16 protein-coding genes are annotated in these 21070 nt (G+C 34.9%); 9 read left to right on the plus strand and 7 right to left on the minus strand.

Going from position 1 to position 21070, the window contains the following annotated elements; all coding sequences use genetic code 11:
- Positions 1-5: 5 nt before the first annotated feature.
- The 6 genes from PF026_RS04245 to abc-f all read right to left on the minus strand — a co-directional run bounded on the left by PF026_RS04245 (position 6) and on the right by abc-f (position 8965).
- On the minus strand, positions 6-2048 hold the full coding sequence (locus tag PF026_RS04245; RefSeq protein ID WP_270863905.1) for a DUF2779 domain-containing protein: 2043 nt from the start codon (positions 2046-2048) through the stop codon (positions 6-8).
- A gap of 189 nt (positions 2049-2237) precedes the next feature.
- The gene (locus PF026_RS04250) at positions 2238-3983 is read right to left on the minus strand and encodes a DUF262 domain-containing protein (protein WP_270863906.1); all 1746 of its coding nucleotides are present in this window, start codon (positions 3981-3983) and stop codon (positions 2238-2240) included.
- A gap of 308 nt (positions 3984-4291) precedes the next feature.
- Complete coding sequence (locus PF026_RS04255) at positions 4292-4939, minus strand: uracil-DNA glycosylase (protein ID WP_270863907.1); 648 nt, start codon at positions 4937-4939, stop codon at positions 4292-4294.
- Positions 4940-4963: 24 nt separating this feature from the next.
- Positions 4964-5764: a peptide chain release factor N(5)-glutamine methyltransferase gene (gene prmC / locus PF026_RS04260; RefSeq protein WP_270863908.1), complete on the minus strand. Its 801-nt coding sequence runs from the start codon at positions 5762-5764 to the stop codon at positions 4964-4966.
- On the minus strand, positions 5761-6966 hold the full coding sequence (locus PF026_RS04265; RefSeq protein ID WP_270863909.1) for a M48 family metallopeptidase: 1206 nt from the start codon (positions 6964-6966) through the stop codon (positions 5761-5763). The genes prmC and PF026_RS04265 overlap by 4 nt, the downstream gene beginning before the upstream one ends.
- Before the next feature lie 58 nt (positions 6967-7024).
- Complete coding sequence (abc-f, locus tag PF026_RS04270) at positions 7025-8965, minus strand: ribosomal protection-like ABC-F family protein (RefSeq protein WP_270870438.1); 1941 nt, start codon at positions 8963-8965, stop codon at positions 7025-7027.
- 161 nt (positions 8966-9126) lie between these two features.
- Here abc-f and PF026_RS04275 point away from each other — a divergent pair, with 161 nt between their 5' ends.
- The 9 genes from PF026_RS04275 to PF026_RS04315 all read left to right on the plus strand — a co-directional run bounded on the left by PF026_RS04275 (position 9127) and on the right by PF026_RS04315 (position 19775).
- Entirely contained in the window at positions 9127-10449 is a 1323-nt protein-coding gene (locus PF026_RS04275; RefSeq protein ID WP_270870437.1) for an MATE family efflux transporter, read from the plus strand.
- Complete coding sequence (locus PF026_RS04280; protein ID WP_270870436.1) at positions 10425-11063, plus strand: M48 family metallopeptidase; 639 nt, start codon at positions 10425-10427, stop codon at positions 11061-11063. Before PF026_RS04275 ends, PF026_RS04280 begins: the two co-directional genes overlap by 25 nt.
- A 41-nt stretch (positions 11064-11104) precedes the next feature.
- Entirely contained in the window at positions 11105-12073 is a 969-nt protein-coding gene (locus PF026_RS04285) for an agmatine deiminase family protein (protein ID WP_270870435.1), read from the plus strand.
- Between the two features lie 297 nt (positions 12074-12370).
- A complete protein-coding gene (locus tag PF026_RS04290) occupies positions 12371-13285 on the plus strand; it encodes a carbon-nitrogen hydrolase (protein ID WP_270870434.1) in 915 nt (304 codons plus the stop codon).
- Between the two features lie 116 nt (positions 13286-13401).
- Positions 13402-15777 (plus strand): ferrous iron transport protein B, encoded by a 2376-nt coding sequence (feoB, locus tag PF026_RS04295; protein WP_270863914.1) that lies wholly within the window; start codon positions 13402-13404, stop codon positions 15775-15777.
- Between the two features lies 1 nt (position 15778).
- Complete coding sequence (locus PF026_RS04300; protein WP_270863915.1) at positions 15779-15964, plus strand: hypothetical protein; 186 nt, start codon at positions 15779-15781, stop codon at positions 15962-15964.
- A 150-nt stretch (positions 15965-16114) separates the two neighbouring features.
- Positions 16115-17056, plus strand: coding sequence for a TAXI family TRAP transporter solute-binding subunit (locus PF026_RS04305; protein ID WP_270860850.1), 942 nt, complete (start codon positions 16115-16117; stop codon positions 17054-17056).
- Positions 17056-19107, plus strand: a complete 2052-nt coding sequence (locus tag PF026_RS04310) for a TRAP transporter permease (RefSeq protein WP_270863916.1) — start codon at positions 17056-17058, stop codon at positions 19105-19107. The genes PF026_RS04305 and PF026_RS04310 overlap by 1 nt, the downstream gene beginning before the upstream one ends.
- A gap of 215 nt (positions 19108-19322) precedes the next feature.
- On the plus strand, positions 19323-19775 hold the full coding sequence (locus PF026_RS04315) for a type II secretion system protein (RefSeq protein ID WP_270863917.1): 453 nt from the start codon (positions 19323-19325) through the stop codon (positions 19773-19775).
- A gap of 603 nt (positions 19776-20378) precedes the next feature.
- On the opposite strand, the gene PF026_RS04320 is transcribed toward PF026_RS04315, so the two are convergent.
- Positions 20379-20840 carry a type II secretion system protein gene (locus tag PF026_RS04320; protein ID WP_270863918.1) on the minus strand — a complete coding sequence of 154 codons (462 nt, stop codon included), beginning with the start codon at positions 20838-20840 and terminating at the stop codon, positions 20379-20381.
- Positions 20841-21070 lie beyond the last annotated feature (230 nt).

A 21070-nucleotide genomic window follows, 5' to 3' on the forward strand; every position in this document is an offset into this window, starting at 1 on the left:
GGTATTTATTTATGCAATTGCTCTTCAAAAGTTGTGCCTTGTTTCACTGCCATATCTAATCTTTTGCATACAATCTCAGCCATAATGCGTTCTAAAATACTATTCCAACGGCGAGTAATATCTAAATTTTCTTCTACAACTGCCATATCAAATGAAAATTTCTCGCCGTTTTTTAAATTTGTAAAAAATTCTTCTAACTTTTCAAAAGAAAATTTGTCAAATTTATTCGCAATCTCGCCATTTTTATCTATATATTCGCCATTTTCATCGCCAAATAAAACAAAGCAGTCTATATCAAATTTTTTGCAAAGATATGAAAAATATTTCATCGCTTTTTCAATCTCATTTTTTGAAAATAAAACCAAAAATGAGTTTTCCAACGCACTAAATTCCCCCTGTTTTGCGTAACCGCCGATGATTTTGACAAATTTAAATCTAGCTTTTTTAATATCTCTTTCAAGCTCGTAACTTTTTTCTTTTAAAATTTGCAAATTATTCATCTCATTTTTTATCGCAGAAATCGCAATAATGCAATTTTGTTTAGCATTTAGCCACTTATAAACTTTGCTTAAATTTGTTTTGCTAAGTTCTATTTTTAAATTTAACAATCTCTCAAAAATCCTAACCATTGCCAAAGTATCCAAACGGCAATATTTCAGCAAATTTTCTCTTTGTTTTTCTCGATCAAATTGTGTTAAATTTGCAAAATTTGCATAAATCGCACTTGCCATACCACCATTTTGAATTTCAAGTTTTTTATAACTTAGCTCATCATCATTTTTAAACATAGCAGGTAAAACAGATTTTATAGAAAAACTTCCCTTAAATTCGCTATCGTAATAGCCAAAATTACTAAACGGAAACATCAAATCAACAAATCGTTCATTTAAGGCTAAAAGCCTACTAGCAAATTTGGTATCAAATTTGGCTAAATTTTGGATAACGCCCTTTTCAAAACTCATATTATACGCCACGATACTTCCATTTGGCGTAATATCACCCAGCATTTTTTCTATCAAGTTTGCTCTTGGGTCGCTTACGCCATCTCCTATAAATTCTTTATGCTCCAACTTGCCATTTTCGTGCAAAATGTGAAGCGAGTATTGAAACGGAATTTGCATAAACGGGCGTTGTGCGTTAAATCTCGGCACGGCGTCAGTAAAAGTTTCAAAATCGAAAAAATTTATCGGATATTTTAAATTACTAAAAAAATTATCCAAAATTTCTTGGTTTATATATGGGCTATCTTTGGTCGTATTTAGCTGAATTTGCCACCTTTCGTTAAGTTTTATGTCACTATTTTTTATATCTTCAAAACTTTTTATGCCTTTATTAAAGTATTCACAAGCTTTTTCTTTTTGTATCCTATGCAGGTTAAACACTGATATTTCAGGCATTTGCCCCAAACAATAATTTAAAAATTTGCACTCAAAAGGATAAAAGCAATGTTTGCCAACCTTTACGCAAGGCTCATTTTTAGCTTTTAACATTTGCAAAATTTCTTCTGATTTTGCCTTTACTTCGCTTTGGCTAGCCATAACTTCGCTTGTAATGTCGCAAAAACTAAAAAGCTCATTTAAGCTTAACTCCCCGTTTCGCTCATAATCGCTATTTATGTGCATTATGCAGACTTTTGAAACTGGAATTTGCGAATTTATGACAAAGTATTGAAATTTAGCATCATCTATGTGATATGGCTTTATGTGTGAGCTTGATTTTACTTCGTAAATTTCGTAACTATCGCCGTTTTTAACCAAAATATCAGCCATAGCAAATCCAAATTCATTTGAAAATGTAGCTTCATAGATGATTTTTTGATTATTAGCAATAAATTCATTAGTTTTTTCTATCATTTTGCCAAAATTTAAAGCGTCAAATTCTATCTCTACTCCGCCCTTAAAACACTCTCTTGCCACTTTGCCGACTTCTATACCACTCTGTAAAATGCTTTCGTTTTTATCATCTGTTATCAAATCTTTTCTAAATTTGCTAAGCCACAATGATTTATGGCAGTTTATCCCGTTTATATAAGCAGTTTTTGAAATCATAATTTAACTCCGTGAAATTTACAAATTAATTATAGCTTTGTAGGGTGGGTATTTTTGCTCACCAAATTCTTTGCATTTATTAAATTTTATCATTTTATCCTTTATTTAACCATTGCGGTGAGCAAGGAAGCCCACCCTACAACTTTCAATCTATTCTATTTCATTAGAAGTTTTAAATAAATTCTCAACTTATTCTAATTCCCCGTCATTTCCCCAAATTTTAAAAAAATCTTTTATTAAATCTTTTGTTCTATCCGTTATAGCTTTTTCGTCCCAATCATCCTTATCCAAAACTTTTTCACTTGTAATTAAGCTACTGAACTTCTTTAATTCTTCTCTTTTTTCAGACCATTTTTTATTTGATAAAGCTGAATTTAATGACTGCGTAACCAACATCATATTGCCGATTTGATAAACTAGCTCTTTTGCCTTGTCTGTGTCATTACACACACTGCTCCAATTTTCATTTATATTTTTAGTTGTGCTTTGTGGCATTATATGTTCTAGTGAATAATTGTATTGCAAACCTTGCATATCGTGTTTAGCAGTGCGTTTTGAAAGTTCTATCCAAAATAGCACTAGCGTTGCTCGGTTGTTTTCAAGGTTTTTAAAATTTCCTTCCAAATCTTTTCCGCTTAAAGTTGCAATGATTTGTTTGGTTGCAATTTTACCAAATTTAGGCAAAATTTCTTTTAGTGTGTCATAGCCTCTAACTTCTTTGATATTTTCTGCGACTATATTTCCAAAAGATTTTGTGTGATTTCTAGCAATCCAATTACGCACGGCTAATTTTTCTATCTCCTTGAAACATTTTTTTAGTTCATCTTCGTTCAAATTGCAAAGTTTTAGTTGCAAAATTAGCGGCACAAGGCTTTCGTAATCTGTAATGCTTATAATATGCATTAGCCTTTTTTCAAATTCACTAAATTTATAGTTTTCGCTTGGTTTTGCCCAAGCTAAATTTTGATATACATTTGCGTATAGCTTTATTTCATCTAATAACTTCTCAACTTCATAAAAATTTTTATATTCAATGTATTTTTTATACACAAAACCCAAATCATCTCTTTTATGTTTATCTTTTAAACTGAAAAAACCCTTTGAAATGGCAAGGTAATATAAAATATTCACATTTTTAGAATAGCTTTTAACTTCGCTAATCCAAAAATCTTTTATTTTTTCTCCATTGCCATTGTCTTTATCGCTTTCAAAAATTTCAAACCATTTTTCATTATAAATTTGGGCTATATCATCTTGATTTTTTTCAATACCATCACAACTTTTTAAAAGTTTATAAAACAAAATATTTTTTATAATATCACTAGCTCCCAGTGCTTTGCCAGTTTGGTTTATAGAGTCAAAAATTTGTTGCTCATCGTCATTTATACCAAGGCTTACCACTACAAAAAATTTACTAGTAGTAATAAATTTAAAAAATCTAATCTTGTCGATTTCCAAATTTTGAACACGACTTTTCAGATAAACATAGCATTGATGAATTTTTTCTTTTGAGCTAGAATACTCTTCCTTATAGTCATCTTTAAAAATATCATCAAATGATTTTTTATCTGCTTTTGAGTGGATAAGTTTAGTTATTTTTTTGGAAAAATCATTGTATATATAGCTTTTGTAGTTTTGTTTATCAGTTTCGTCCAAATCTTTTTCTATATCATCATAAAGAACTTTAACCAATATGAAAAAAGTCGTCAATCTTTGTTGTCCGTCAATTAAATTTCTATGACTACCAGAAACTGTATTTAATTGCTTAAAAACCAATGAACCAAGAAAATGTGGTTTATTAGGAAAATCATTTACTAAATCATTAAATAATTTTTCCCAATTTTTCTTTTCCCAAACATAGGGACGCTGAAAATACGGCACTATGATAAATTGTTCTTGCGTTAAAAAACTAAAAGCCCTAACTCCTGCTTCCATAAATTTCCTTTGGTTTTATTTTCAAAAATATTTACATTATAATACCCTCCCCTAAGAATTTGCTTAAATTTTTAAGAATTTTGCTTTAAATAAAAATTTTGTGAAAATTTGTGACATTTATTTTATGAGTTGTAAAATTGGCATTTTTTTTTTGACTACTTAGCTTCGTAAGGTAGGTATCCTTGCTCATCAAATTTTTACATTTATTAAATTTTATTATTCTAACAAATTTAAAACAAGGTCGTATCGCCAAAAACGATACGAAAATTTAAAATTCGCAAAGTTATTAAGGCTTGTAAGCTTAAAATTCACAAAAACTGCTTGATTTTTTCTAAATCGCTTTTAAAATCATCAATCCTACTTGGATTTGAAAGCAAAAAATTTACTCCAAATGTCGGTATATAGGTAATCCCGCTATCTTTAAAAAGGCTTCCGTGGATAATATCAAGGCTAGGCAGATTATCATTTCTAAGTAAAACTTTCGCGCAAAGTTCGCCAAAACTAAGCACTGCTTTTGGCTTTAAAATGCGAATTTCATCGCTTAAATACGGCGCACATTTTAGCAGTAAATTTCTATCGATTTTCCTATTTTGCGGAATTCTACACTTCATCAAAAATGTCGTGTAACACTCTTTTACACTCACACCGACGACCTCTTCAAAAATCTCAAAAAACTTCTCGCCAAGCTGTCCGTTGTAAGCCGTCGCATTTTTATCTGCGCTAAAACCGGGGCTTTCGAAAACTATCATTATCTTTGCGTTTTCATTTCCACTTGGGATTAACACATTGTTGCGCGTTTTGCAGAGTTCGCAAAGATTGCAAAATTTAAGCTCTTTTTTTAATTTATTCAAATCATCAAACCAAATATCGTAATCTTCGAGCAAAAAGCCTTCATCGACATATTTATAACCAAATGCCCTGTAACAATAAAGCCTGTAAATTTGCGATTTTGTCATTTTTTGCCTTTGCTTTTTTTAAAATTATACCAAGTTTCTGTTTTTTGCGCTAAAACCGCGATCAAACCCTGCTAAATCTTTGTAAAAAATAGCGTGAAAATTTGCGTTTTGCAAAATTTTTTCCATACTCTCTTTTTGATCATATCCCATTTCACAAGCTAAAAATTTTGCCCTAGTTTTGGCGATTTGCACGATTTTTTCTAAAATTTCGTTGCCGACTTCTCCGCCAAAAAGTGCGATTTTTGGCTCGTTTAAAACCCTAGCGTCTAGCTCGTAAGAATTTGCGATATACGGCGGATTTGAAACGATAATGTCAAATTCGCCTTCTACTCCGTCCATAAGCGAAGTGTGCTTAAATTCGATTTTTGCGCCGTGCTTTTTAGCATTTATATTTGCAACTTCGATTGCATTTTGTGAAATATCGGTTGCGATGATTTTTGCGCCACGCAAATTTTTTCTTAGGCAAATGCTGATTATCCCGCTACCTGTGCCGATTTCGCAAATTTTTGGATTTTTAAAATTTGAAGCGATATTTAGCACCTTTTTTACCAAAATTTCGGTTTCAAAACGCGGGATCAAAACCCTTTCATCGACAAAAAAATCAAGCCCGAAAAATTCGGCTTTATTTGTGATATATTCGAGCGGAACGCCACCGGCAAAACGCTCGACGGCGTGAGAAAATTTGTCAAAATCGCTAAGCTTGGCGTTTAAATTTAAAACCAAACTCTCGTTTGTAAAATTTTCGCAAAATTTGATAATTTCCCTTGCGACGAAGTCTGAATTCACGCGAATTTTAGCAAATTTTAACGCTTCATTTATCGTCATTTTAGCTCGTTTATTCGCTCGTAAAGGCTTGGGTGCGAGTGATACACAGCCGAGTAAATTTTGTGCGAAATTGGAAATGCTTTGTTTTCGCTACCAAGTTTTTTTAGCGCACTTATCATATCGTCTTTGCCCTGAACGCTGCTAGCAAATTCGTCTGCGCCAAATTCGTGCATACGGCTAAATTTGGAAACCAAAGGCTCCAAAAATGCCTGTAAAATCGGCAAAAACAAAATCATAAAAACCAAAATCGCCCCGCCGTCAAATTTTAAATTTAGCGCGGAAAAAACCGAATTTGGCAAATTCCCAAATACCGCAAAAATCACGCCCAAAAGCACAAAACTAAGCGCAATATTTTTCAAAATATCGCCGTGCTTAAAGTGTCCTAACTCATGCCCTAAGACCGCAAGAATTTCATTTTGAGTTAGCTTTTCGATAAGCGTATCAAAAAGCACAACCTTTTTTGTCGCACCAAATCCGCCAAAATAGGCATTTAGGCGTTTGTCTCGTTTGCTTGCGTCCATGACAAAAACGCCGCTTGACTTAAACCCGCATTTTTGCAAAAGTTCGCAAATTTGCTCTTTTAATTCGCCGTCTTGCAGTGGCGACATTTTATTAAACATCGGCGCGATAATGGTCGGATAGATCAAATTTATAAGCAAAATCACGCAAAAACTAAATAAAAACGCCCAAATCCACCAAAAATTCCCTAAATTTTGTATGCAAAATATCAACGCACAAATAAACAACGAGCCAAAAATAAGCATTAAAAGAAGCGATTTTAGCGTATCGACGATAAAAATTTTAGGCGTCATATTTGAAAAACCGAGCTTTTTATCTTTTACAAACGAGCTATAAATATCAAGCGGCAAACTAAGAAGTGAATTTATTATCAAAAATGCCACGACAAGGGCAGTCGCTTTAAAAATTTCGTTTTGAAAAACGCCACTTTCATAGATGAAATTCTGCAAAAAACTAGCCCCAAAAACTATCCAAAAAACGGCAACTAAAAGCCCGTAAAAATCGCTAAAAATGCTAAATTTTTGATTTATGATTGCCGTATTTCCTGCATTTATATAATCTTCTTCGCTTAAAACTACGGCTTTTTCGTTCATTTTCTGACGCACAAAATTTAGCTCTAAATTCGATAAAAAAATCTTGTAAATCGTATAAATTAGGTATAAAACCACTAAAAACCAAACCATTTTTTTCCTTTTGTAAATTTTAAATTTGCAAATATTAGCACGAATTAGTAAATTTGGATTATTTTAAATTCTCAGCAATCGATAAAACTTCGTAGTATTCGTTTTCCATGTTATACAAATCGCCCTTTTTCTCTTCAAGCTCTTCAAAAAGCGTTTGAATTCCGACTTCTTGGTAAATTTCAGGCGTTGAGAGTGCCTTGTTTAGCTCTTTTATGCGAATTTCTAAGGCTTCGATTAGGGCAGGATATTCTTCAAGGATTTTACTTTGTTTGTATGAGAGTTTCGCGCTTTGTGTTTTTTCTTTTTTGTTTGCGTCGTTTGTCTTTTTGCTATCGAATTCTTTTTCGATTTCATCAAGCTCTTTTATCTCGTCTTCATACTCCAAATACTCGCTATATGGCACATAAATTTGATCTATATTTCCGTTTTCAAACGCCCAAAGTTTATTTGTGATTTTATCGACAAAATAGCGATCGTGGCTGACGACGATAACGGCACCTTCAAAACTCATCAAATACTCTTCTAAAATGTTTATAGTGGCGATATCAAGGTCATTTGTCGGCTCATCTAAAATCAAACAATCAAACTCTTGCGTAAAAAGCTTTGCCAAAGCTAGGCGATTTCTCTCGCCACCGCTTAACACGCTTACTGGCTTATCCAAAAACTCTTTTGGAAATAAAAAGTTTTTAAGATACCCATAAACATGCATATAGTGCCCTCTAACCATTATATGATCTCCGCCGTTTGGGCAGAAAATTTCAATCAAACTTTTATCATCGCTAATGCCCGTTCTGCTTTGATCAAAATAACCGATTTTAATATCGCCCCTTTTAATCTCGCCGCCGTCGATTTTACTCTCGCCAAGCATTATTCGCAAAAGTGTGCTTTTGCCTGCACCGTTTGCCCCTACTATGCCGATTCTCTCGCCTTGCAAGACCCTAGCGTTAAAATTTGAAAATAGCGTTTTTTCGTTCTGTTTTTTGCTGACATTTTTAAATTCAAAAAGCATTTTACGGCGATTTTCATCAAGTCCGCCTTTATTAAAGCTCTTATTTGCGCGTTCGAGTTCGAGTTTTACTTTTCGGATTGCGCCCGGATTTTTTTTAGCTTCTTCACGCATGGCTAAAATTCTAGCTTTTCTGCCTTCGTTGCGTTTAAGCCTTGCTTTTACACCCCGTCTAAGCCACTCTTCTTCGTATTTTAGCTGTTTAAGTAGCGTTTCATGGGACTTTTGAAGACTTGCTAACATTTCTTGTTTTTTTTCTAAATAGTTTGCATAACCGCCGTCAAAATTGCTTAAATGCCCGTCTTCAAGCTCCACGCAACGCGTCGCAAGCCTGTCGATAAAATATCTATCATGCGAGATAAAAACGATGGTTTGTTTTGAATTTAGCAAGAATTCTTCCAAAAATTTAACCATATAGACATCAAGGTGGTTTGTCGGCTCATCAAGCAACAAAATATCAGGCTTTTTTAAGATTAGTCCCCCAAGAGCCACACGACGAATTTCGCCGCCGCTTAGTGTGCAAGCAGAGCGATTTTCATACTCTTTTAGCTTGAAATGCACTAAAATTCGCTCGATTTTATTGTCGATATTCCAGCCGTCTTTTGAATCTATAAATTTAATAAGCCTATCTTGATACGCAAGTAAATCTTTATCATCTGGATCGTTTGCGATTTGATCTAAAATCTCGCCGTATTCGGCTATGGCGTTATAAATTTCCTTTGCTTCGTTTCGTAAAACATCTTTTACAGAGAGATTTTCGCTAAATTTTGGAGCTTGTTCTAGCATTTGGATATTTATGTTATTTTGCGTTACTACTCTGCCATCATCGACTTCATAAATTCCACATAAAATTTTCATTAAAGTTGATTTTCCGCCGCCATTTTTGCCGATGATAGCGATGCGTTCTTTGTCATTGACACTAAAATTTACAGCGTCCAAAACGACATTTGAACCGAATTTTTTAGTTACATCAATCAAATCAACTAATGCCAAATTTAAATACCCTTGCTGAATAAATTTTTTAATTTTACAGAAATTTAGTTAAAAAATTTATTACAAATAAAGATTTTTTGCGAATTTGCTTTAAATTTATAACTTTTAGCTAAAATATCAGACCAAATTCATAAAAATTTCAAATTTACAAAAGAGAGTTGATGAAGGAAGTCTCACTTTTCCGCCTAAGCGGTGCCATTTATATCGATATGTCATTAAGGCTACTAACTGGGTTAATAAACACATATATGATAAGTTTGGTAAATGTAAAACTAGTAGGCGCCCTTGGTGCGGGAAATCAAATTTTCTTACTTTTTATCACCATTTTTGGCTTTTTAGCCGTTGGTTGCTCGGTCGTAGTCGCACAAGCAATCGGCGCAAAAAATAAAATCCTAGCCCTAAAAGCAATCCACACAAGCATAGTTTTTAACGCATTTTTGGGGCTTGTGTGCGGTGCTTTTGTCTTTGCTTTTGCACCGAATTTACTAAGACTTTTGCAGGTGCCTAATGAGCTTTTAGCAGATAGCGCCATTTATCTTAAAATCATTAGCATTGTTTTTGCAATCGATGCTTTGGCGATTTTAATGTCAGCTGTGGTGCGGGTCTATGGATATGCAAACTATATTATCATTATCGCTGTGATTATGAATTTAATCACACTTACCGGAAATTACATCGCCCTATTCCAGCCTTTTGGACTGCCGTTTTATGGTCTAGCTGGTATTGGCGTTAGCACCATAACAGCTCGTATCATCGGCGTAACGCTATTTTTCATAATCGCCATAAAAGTGATAAAAATCAAATTTTATCTAGCTATGTTTTTGAATTTAAGCACCACGATTTTACGCAAAATTCTCTCCGTCGGACTTCCAAGTGCCGGAGAAAATTTGCTTTGGATAACGCAGTATATGGTTGCTTTTGCCTTTGTTGCAAGCATGGGCGAGACGAGCTTAACGGTGCAGACGATTTATTTTCAAATTTCAAGCTTTATATTTTTTGCAGGAAGTGCGATAAGCATGGCAAATGAAGTCATCGTCGGTCGCATGGTTGGGGCGAATGCTATGCAAGAAGCCTATAATCACACTTTTAAAGCTCTTAAATTTGGTCTAATAGCCACTGCGTTTTTCATAGCGATCGTATTTTTTGGGCGTGAGTTTATAATGGAACTTGTAAATTTAAGCTCTGAGCACAAAAGCGTCATGCGACCGCTTTTTTATCTTACCATAGCCCTTGAAATCGGGCGAACGCTAAATATCGTTTTTGTAAATGCGCTTCGTGCTAGCGGGGACGCTAGATTTCCGTTTTATATGGGATTAATTTTTATGTGGGGCGTGTCAATCCCGGTTGGATATTTGCTTGGAATTCACTATGGAGTTGGAATTTTAGGCGTTTGGATAGGATTTTTTTGCGATGAGTGGCTAAGAGGATTAGCTAATACGCTTCGCTGGAAGAGCAAAAAATGGCAAAGCAAACGGCTAGTTTAAAATTCGCAAATTTTAGCGTTTTAATCGAATTTAAGGCTGTTAAATACGCTAGGATTAAAATTTCTAAAAACGGCGAGATAAAATCAAGTGTGCCAAAAAATTTTACTTTACAAGATTGTAAGGATTTTATAGACAAACACACAGCTTGGATAGAAAAAACTCTATCAAAAATTCAAAAAAACAGCCTAGAAAATGACGAAATAATGCTATTTGGCAAAATTTATAAATTTGAACTAAATGATAAATTTAAAAATGTCGAAATCACGCAAAATATGATATTTGCGAAAAATGAAGGCGAAATTTATAAATTTGCAAATTTAGAACTTAAAAAAATCTGCAACGAATTTATCGCTAATTTTTTGCCGTTTATAAATCGCCCTATAAATCGCGTTGTATTTCGCAAAATGGAGACTCGCTGGGGCAGTTGCAACCACAAAAAAGGCTACATAAATCTCTCTTTAAATTTGGTAAAAAAAGACCTTAAATTTATCGAATATGTCGTTCTGCACGAGCTAACACATTTAATCTACCCGCACCATAGAAGCGAATTTTATGAATTTATTAGTAAAATCATGCCTGATTTTAAAGAACGCATAAAAACTGCAAAAATTTAATCAAATTTCATTATAATAACGCAAAAAAATAAAGGATAAAAATGAGAGCATTCGGCGAGTGGGAAAGACAAGATGCCCTTTTTGTGGCGTTGCCACATAAAGATACCGACTGGGCTGGGTATTTGGACGAAATTTGGGCTAGTTATAGGGAATTTATAAAGGCAGTTGCGAGATTTCAGCCTGTTTTTGTGATTACGCCAAATGACGATGATTTTAGGCGAATTTGTGGCAATATAGCAAATGTAAGGCATTTTAAAATTCCGACAAACGACACTTGGATTAGAGATTATGGTGCGATAAATAGGGAAAATAACGGCAAAATTGAGAATTTAAATTTTAAATTCAACGCTTGGGGCGGAAAATTTGAGAGCGAAAAAGATAACGCCGTAAATGAAAAACTTTTTAAGATTTTAGGCGAAAATTTGATAAATTTGGATTTGATTTTAGAGGGCGGAAGTATCGATTTTAACGGGCGTGGCGTAATGCTAACGACAAAGGCTTGCCTACTAAATGAAAATCGAAATTCGCACCTAAATCAAAACGAGCTTGATAAAAAGCTAAAAGAAATTTTCGGGCTTAAAAAAATCATTTGGCTAGATCACGGCTTCATAAAAGGTGATGACACCGATAGTCATGTCGATACCTTAGCGAGATTTGTTGATGAAGAAACGATCGCATTTAGCATTTGCGAAGATGAAAACGACGAGCATTTTGCAGAGCTAAATTTGCTAAAAAACGAGCTAGAAAAAACAGGATTTAATCTCATCGAGCTTCCGCTTCCAAGTCCGATTTTTTATGAAAATCGCCGTCTTGGGGCTACTTATGCGAATTTTATCTTTATAAATGACGCTTTAATCGTGCCAACATACAATGACAAAAATGATAAAATCGTGCTAGATCGCCTTAAAAAAGCGTGTCCAAATCGCGAAATAATCGGCATTGATGCACGAGTTTTTATCCGTCAAAACGGAAGTTTGCACTGTTCTAGTCAAAATAAATTTGCACTTTAAAATGCAAATTTAAGATTTTATTTAAAAATACTTTATTAAAACATTGTTGTATAAATTTAAAATTGCCTTGTAAGGAGGAAGTGGGCTGACTTGCGAAGCGCCCCCTTCCCCCTTACAATCCCCCAACCCCTGCACGCTAGAAGTGGCAAATTTAAAAAGCAATGCTTTTTAAATTTGCGAATTTTTACTGACAACTTAGTCGTGTTTTAAAAATAAAAATCTAAATACTTTACTTAATAAAGTCTAATAAAAAATATTTTGCTATAATTTTGAAATTTAAAATTTTAAGGAAAAGTTATGAAAAATTTACAAGTCGGACTTGTAGCACATAAATTTATGGGAAATAAAGAAAAAACTATCCAAAAAACGCTAGATTTAATAGAAAAGGTTGCAAAAAATGGCGCCCAGCTTGTGATTTTACAAGAACTTCATCAAAATTACTATTTTTGTCAAAACGAAAGCGTTGAGTGTTTTGATTTGGCAAATTCGTGGGAAGATGATAAGGTTTTTTGGGGAAAAGTGGCAAAAAAATTTGGCATTGTTTTGGTAACTTCTTTATTTGAAAAACGCACCGCAGGGCTTTATCATAACACTGCCGTAGTTTTTGAAAAAGACGGCAAAATCGCAGGAATCTACCGAAAAATGCATATACCTGATGATCCACAATTTTACGAAAAATTTTATTTTACGCCGGGCGATCTTGGTTTTGAGCCTATCGATACGAGCGTGGGGCGACTTGGCGTTTTGGTGTGCTGGGATCAGTGGTATCCGGAAGCTGCGCGTTTGATGGCGTTAAGGGGCGCTGAAATCTTGATTTATCCGACGGCTATCGGCTGGTTTGACGGGGACGCAAAAGACGAAAAATCTCGCCAACTTGAAGCTTGGGTAGCCGTGCAAAGAGGGCACAGCGTAGCAAATGGAATTCCTGTGATTGCGGTAAATCGCATAGGTTTTGAACCGCAAAATATAAGCGAATTTGAAAAATGCAAAAATTCAAAAAATCCAAAAGAAAACGGAATTCGCTTTTGGGGAAATAGCTTTGTTTTCGGAAGCCAAGGGGAGCAAATTTTTCGTGCAAACGACACAGACGAACTAGCACAAGTCGTTACAATCGATATGCAAAGGTGCGAAAATGTCCGTCGGTGGTGGCCGTTTTTACGCGATCGTCGTATCGAAGCGTATGAAAATTTGACAAAAAGATTTATCGATTAATTTCGGAATTTAGATGATTTTATTAAATCATCTAAATTTTATCCGATTTCTACAAAATTTATTACTTTTTTATAAAATGATTGCTATAATCAAAAAATTTTTTTGCAAGGCAAATTTTGAAAAACGATAATATTACACTTGATAAATTAAAAGTCGGCGAAAACGCCAAGATAACCGAAATAAAAGGCAACGGAAAGCTTAGGCAGAGATTTTTAGATATGGGTTTGATCCCGCAAACAACTATAAGCGTGATTAAATTTGCGCCTATGGGCGATCCGATTGAGCTAAATTTGCGTGGTTACACGCTTAGTTTGAGACTTAACGAAGCAGAACAAATCGTAGTGCAAAAGCTTAGCGATAAAGATTTGGCTGATAATGAAATAAAATTTAGCGATGAAACCACGCTAAAACAAGAAATAGCCCACCCGGGGCTTGGCGAAGAAGGAATTTATCACATCGATGAAGGTGGCGAAAAGATCAACGCCTGTGAGCTTTTATCTTTTGCCCTAATCGGTAACCAAAATAGCGGAAAATCAACGCTTTTTAATCAATTAACAGGGATAAAACAACATATCGGAAATTTTCCAGGCGTAACAGTCGAGGGCAAAAGCGGTAAGATAAAAAATTATCCAAATACGATTGTAACGGATTTACCGGGCATTTACTCGATGACGCCGTATTCAGACGATGAAAAAATCGCAGTAAATTTCTTGCTAAATCATAAACCGCATTGTATTATAAATATCATTGATGCAAGTAATATCGAGCGAAATTTATACCTTAGTATGCAACTTTTAGAACTAAATATTCCGATGATTGTAGCGCTAAATATGATAGATGAAGTAGCCGGTAATGGCGGAAGCATAGATATAAATACTATGGAACACCTGCTTGGAGTGCCTGTAATCGCTATTTCTGCTGTTAAAAATCAAGGCGTAGATGAGCTAATTCGCCATGCTGTGCATATCGCTCATTATCAAGAAAAACCGCAAATCGGAGATCTTTGCGACAAAGACGACAACGGCGGAGCCGTGCATAGAGCCTTACATGCAGTTATTCATCTAATCCACGATCACGCCGTAAAAGCTGAAATTCCGGCAAGATTTGCCGCCGATAAACTTTTAGAAAGAGACAAAACAATCGCTCAAAGGCTAAATTTAGACAAAAACGAACATGAAACAATCGAACATATTATTTTGCAAACCGAAAAAGAACGCGGACTAGATATAAATTCAGCCATTGCCGATATGCGATTTTCATTTATCCACAAGGTCTGTGCTAAAACGGTAAATAAACCTAGCAAAAGCAAAGAGCGACTTCGTTCGCAAAAAATCGATAGTGTGCTTACAAATAAATATTTGGCTATTCCGATATTTTTTGCCGTTATGGGGCTTATTTTTTATGCTACTTTTAACCTTGTCGGAGCAGGTTTGCAAGATATTTTGGCAAATTTGATAGATAAATTTACAGAATTTTGCGATGAAAATTTAAGTGCATTAGGCACAAACGAAGTTTTGCACGGGCTTATCATAGACGGCATTTTTGCAGGTGTGGGAAGCGTTTTAAGCTTTTTGCCGATTATCGTAACCCTATTTTTCTTTTTAGCGATTTTAGAAGATACAGGTTATATCGCTAGGGTTGCTTTTTTTATGGATAAACTTTTGCGCGGAATCGGGCTTTCTGGTCGCAGTATCGTGCCTATGCTCATCGGTTTTGGCTGTTCTGTTCCTGCTATTATGGCGACACGCACACTTCCAAGCGATAGAGATAGAAAGATGACGATCTTGCTAACGCCGATGATGAGCTGTTCGGCAAAACTGCCGATCTATGCCTTTTTTGTGGCAGCGTTTTTCCCTAAAAACGGCGGAGCGGTTATGCTTGGGCTTTATTTGTTAGGAATTTTAACGGCGATTTTGATTGCGTTTTTATACCGAAAAACACTATTTAAAGGCGAACCTGTGCCGTTTGTAATGGAACTTCCAAATTATCGTTTTCCTAGCCTTCGTAATATAATCCAACTTCTTTGGGAAAAGGCAAAAGACTTTATCCAACGAGCTTTTACGGTTATTTTTATCGCTACGATTATAGTTTGGTTTTTACAAAGTTTTGATTTGCGTTTAGACTTAGTGGAAGATTCATCAAAAAGCATTTTAGCGAATGTTTCAAAGATTTTTGAAGCACCACTTTCACCGCTTGGACTTGGAGACTGGAAAATCGCAGCGTCGCTTATCAGCGGATTTATGGCAAAAGAAAGCGTTGTTTCTACGATCGAAGTTTTGATGGGTGGAAATTTAAATTCGCTTTTAACACCGCTATCTGCGATTTGTTTGCTTGTTTTTAGTTTGCTCTACACCCCTTGCGTGGCTGCGATTGCTTCTATTAGAAGAGAGCTTGGCACAAAATGGGCGATTTTTGTTGCGCTTTGGCAGTGCGTAATCGCTTGGATTGTGGCTTTTATAATTAAAATTATTGCTACGATTTTGGGATTTTGATATGAATATAAATTTGATTATTTTAGCTATTTTACTACTTGCTGTTTTATTTGCCCTTCGAAGTATCATTAAAAAACGCAAAAACGGCGGTTGTTGTGGTGGTTGTAGCGAATTTTCTTGTTGCAATGGCTGTTGTAACTGCTATTCACAAAATAAATGTGATAAACTTTGTGACTGCAAGAAGTAAATTAAATTTATCGTTAAAACATTCTAAATTTGACAATGTTACAAATTTTCACACCAGATTATTAAATTTGGCTTAAAATTTAATAATTTTATCTCAATTTTATGAATAGAATGCGATACTTTTCTATAAATTTTTTTAAGGAGAATATTGATGAAAAAAATTTCAGCAGTTGCTGCTAGTTTGGTATTAGCAGGTTCATTTTTGGGCGCAAAAGAATTCGTTACTATTGGCACTGGTTCTATGACGGGAACTTACTATCCGGTTGGCGGTGCGATTTGTCGTTTGGTAAATATGAATAAAGATATGAAATGCTCAGTTCAATCAACTGGCGGTTCTGTTTATAATGTAAATAATGTTTTGAAAAAAGAGCTAAATTTCGGCTTTGTTCAAAGCGATGTTGTTTATGACAAATTTAACGGAAAAGGCAAATTTGAAAACGACGGCAACCAAGACTTGCGTTCTGTTGTTTCGATTTACCCTGAGCTTCTAGCTTTTGTCGTTTCAAAAGAGAGTGGCATTAAATCATACAATGACTTAGAAGGCAAAAAAATCAATGTCGGAAACCCGGGCAGTGGCAACGAAGTAACAGCTCTAATCGTTTATGATCAATACAAATTTGATGTAAATAAACTAGGTCATCGTGGCGTTTTAACCGTAAATGAATGCCCAATGGCACTAAAAGATAAAAAAATAGACGGATATTACTTTATGGTTGGACACCCAACAGCAAATGTAACAGATGCCGCAACTTCACTTCCGATTGATTTAGTAGGTATCGAAGATGAGCAAATGAACGCACTTTTGGAAAAATATCCATATTTTGCAAAAGGCGTGATTCCTGCAAATATGTATGAAGGTGTTGATCACGATACGCAAACTGTCGGCGTAAAAGCTGTTTTAGTTGCTAGCAAAAATCAAAGCGATGAAAGCGTTAAAGCCGTAGTTAAAGCGATTTTGGATAACTTTGATGAGTATAAAAAACTTCACCCAGCACTTGGCTTGGTTACAAAAGAATCGCTTGTTGAAGGTCTTTCAGCTCCACTTCACCCAGCAGCAGAAGCTGTCTTTAAAGAAGCAGGAATTCTTAAATAATGACTGAAACTAAGGACGAAAAATTTGTAGAAGTAAAAAATCGTGAATTTACTTCCACGAAACTTGCATATTTAGTTACGGCAATATGCTTTTCTTGGTCGGTTTTTCAGCTTTATTTGGCATTTTCGCCAACAAATACGACGATTGCTCGTTCTATACATGTGGCATTTGCCGTTGCGATAATATTTTTGTATTTTCCGTTTAGTTCCAAAAGACTTTCGACTTATGTTCCGATTTACGATTGGATTTTATTTATAGTTGGCGTTTTGGCAGTGCTTTACCCTGCGCTTGCATTTTATTCGCTTTCGCAAAGACCGGGAGATTATACGCAATTTGACATTATCGTAGCTTTTACTGCTCTAATCGTGCTTTTTGAAGCAGGACGCCGTATGGTAGGACCCGCACTTCCGATAATAGCAGGAATTTTCTTGCTATATTGCTATTTTGGGCAATATATGCCAGATCTTATTTCTCATCAAGGCGCTAGTATAGAACGCCTTGCGGGGCATATGTTTTTAACCACAGAGGGCGTTTTTGGCGTTCCTGTCGGAGTTAGCACGAGTTTTATCTATCTGTTTGTGCTTTTTGGAGCATTGCTAGAAAAAGCTGGTGCCGGACAGTATTTCATAAATGTAGCCTTTGCATTGCTTGGCAAATTTAAAGGCGGTCCTGCAAAAGCAAGTGTAATAGCAAGTGGATTAACCGGTATGATAAGTGGAAGCTCGACCGCAAATGTCGCAACTGTCGGCACTTTTACGATTCCGCTTATGAGAAAATCAGGGCTTACGGCTGTAAAATCAGGCGCGATTACTGTTGCAGCAGGTGTAAATGGTCAGCTAATGCCGCCTATCATGGGGGCAGCGGCATTTATCATCGCTGAATTTTTGGGTATGAGCTATACAAATGTTATGATAGCAGCGGTGATTCCTGCGTTTGTCTGTTATGCAAGTTTGGTTTATATCGTGCATTTGGAAAGTTGCAAACTTGGGCTTACCGGAAGCGATGATAGGCTTAAATTTGTAGAAAAACTCAAAATCATACTTAGCGGAATTCACTATTTAATCCCTGTTTTGGTGCTTTTATATACGCTTTTGATTGCCAAAGAATCTGCTATTTCGGCAGCTTTTAACTCGATTTGTGTTTTGTTTGTGATGATTGTTATCCAAGAGCCGATTCGCAAATTTATAATGAAAGAAAAAATCGAAAAATCGGATTTCACGCGCGGATTTAGCGATATTTTTTGGGCGATGGTCGATGCAGCCAAAAATATGGTAACGGTTGCCATAGCAACGGCGTTAGCGGGTGTTATTATCGGTTCGATTTCGCTAACTGGACTTGGGCAAGTGCTATCTGAAATCGTAGAAGCAATCGCAGGAAATAGCATAGTTTTGATTTTGCTTTTAACGGCTGTGATGAGCCTTATTTTGGGTATGGGCTTACCGACAACGGCAAACTATATCGTGGTTTCTAGCCTTATTGCCCCTGTGATTTTGCTACTAGCAGCCAAAAACGGTTTTTTGGTTCCCGCAATCGCCGTGCATATGTTTGTTTTTTATTTTGGAATTTTAGCTGATGATACTCCGCCTGTTGGCATAGCAGCTTACGCAGCAGCTGGAATCGCAAAAGCAAATCCCGTAACCGTAGGCGTCCAAGGCTTTATCTATGACCTTAGAACAGCACTTTTGCCGTTTGCATTTTTCTTTAATAACAAACTTTTACTTATAGAAAGCGTTGGCGATGCGATGGATTCTAAAAGCATAGTTTGGATAAACGATCCGCTTCAAATTTGCGTGATTTTTGCGACTGCGCTTTTGGGTATGTTTGCCTTTTCGTCGGCTTTACAAGGCTGGTTTGTAACCAAATGCAACATAGTTGAACGCATTTTATTACTAGCTGTTACGCCGTTTATGGTCGTGCCAAATATCTGTGCGAAATACTTCTCTTTTGTCGCAAACGAAACTATGAGTTTTGGCGTAGGTTTGGCTATATTAGCCATTGTTTTTGCGAAACAATGGGTTTTACGCAAAAAAACTACAACACAAACTGCGTAAAAATTTAAAAATATTTGGCTTACAAAAGCCAAATATTTTGTTTGAGTTTCACAGAAACTAAATATTTAATTTTTAAGAAACTACTACTATCTTCAAATATCGCTAAATATTATTAGCATACATAAAATTTGTATTTTTTATGGTTTTGCGATAAAATTACATAATTATTTTGCATAAATGTATGTAAAATAAATTCAATTTATTAAGGGGTAATCATGAAAAAGGGTTTTACTATGATCGAATTGATCTTTGTTATTGTTATTTTAGGTATCTTGGCAGCTGTTGCTATCCCAAGATTAGCTGCAACTAGGGATGATGCTGAGATTTCAAAAGCAGCCATGAATATCCAAACTGCCATTACTGACATCAGTGGATATTACACATCACAGGGTCAGTTTGGAACGATAATCGAAATGACCAAAGTTCCTAGTCCAATTAAAATCAAAACTGAAACTTGTCTCACATGGGGAGCAACAGATAATACAAGAGGCGAGATAGAAGTAAGTATTAACGATGCTGGTCTATGTGGGAAAGTATGGGCTATGCCGGGTATAGCACAAATAAAAGGACATATAGCTTCTGATGAAGGGGGCAAAAAAACTCCTAATACATTAAAAGCTGGCGGGATAAGCGTTGTTTTCAATGGCAATGATGAAACATCTAATTAAATTTTATCAGGCTTAATTTTTTAAGCCTGATTTATTTTATTAGTGTTGTGCCTGTTTTCTAAGAAATCGTTATGGCTTTAAATAGGCGCAACACTTTTTTCAGTAAAACATATCTTTTATAGGTTGGTTATTTTAGTTGCTTCGTATAACCTTAGGAAAGTTAATAAATTTATTTTTTCATTATCATTTCTAAGTATTACAAATATAAAAATATAGCGAATTATTTTTATTGACATTTCTAATAAGCTACTTTGCATTACAGAAACAATTTAAAAAATTTTGTTTTTACTCTAATTACAATAAATAAACTTTTTCGAAATAATTGTCAAACAAATAAATGAAAACTAAATTTTCAAATTTGAAAAATAAAATATTAAATTTAAGCATTTATTATTGCTGCAAATTTACTAAATTACAATCTCAACAACAATGTAAAAAAAATACATTTATTTGTAAATTTTTAGCTATGAGCCTGAATTTTTTATATGTAAAGAACAATTAAATAAAAATCATAGTTGATTAAACATAGGAAAAATTATAGAAATAAAAAAGGCTCGGAAGCAAAGCTCCCGAGCCAAGAGTTATCAAAACTTCAAGTTCGACTTATTCGTATGAAACACCTTTGCCACCGAATGTGATATTGCCATCTTTTGTAGTACCTTTAAGACTAGTAACAGCAACATTAGCACCCTCTGCAATTTGTTTCAAACCAGGCATTCCCCAAACTTGCTCACAAAGACCTTTACCACTAAAAGTTAATTTAACTTCTCCACCGTCATCTTTAAACTCACTCACTGTCAAGCAACTTTCAGCTTTAGCGTTTACTGGGTGAGAAACTTTTGTCATTTCTTTTAATTTATCTTTAACAGCAGTACCAGCTGCCCATTTGCCTTGGCTTGTATAGTACGCACCTAAATCTGAAACCAATGTTTGAATATTTGTTGCAACTTTACTAATTTCTGCGTCATCTCTAGTTGCAGCTAGTCTTGGGATAGCAACAGCTGCCAAGATACCTAAAATAACAATAACGAAGATCAATTCGATCATAGTGAAACCTTTTTTCATGGCTTACTCCTTAAAATAAATTTCACTTTACATACCTGTATGTAAAATGTTACTCGAATTATACCCAAAATTTTTAAAAAATGCAAATTTTTTACAAGAAATTTTTAAAAAATTTATTTTTTTATGACAAATATCCATTTTTACGATATTTTAAGTTCAAAATTCTCTTATTTTTATAAGCTTTTCATTTTATTATGAAAATTATACTGCGATGCAATACAAAAAACAAT

The organism is Campylobacter sp. CS_NA3, from assembly GCF_027797495.1.
In the GTDB taxonomy this organism is placed as follows: Bacteria; Campylobacterota; Campylobacteria; order Campylobacterales; family Campylobacteraceae; genus Campylobacter_B.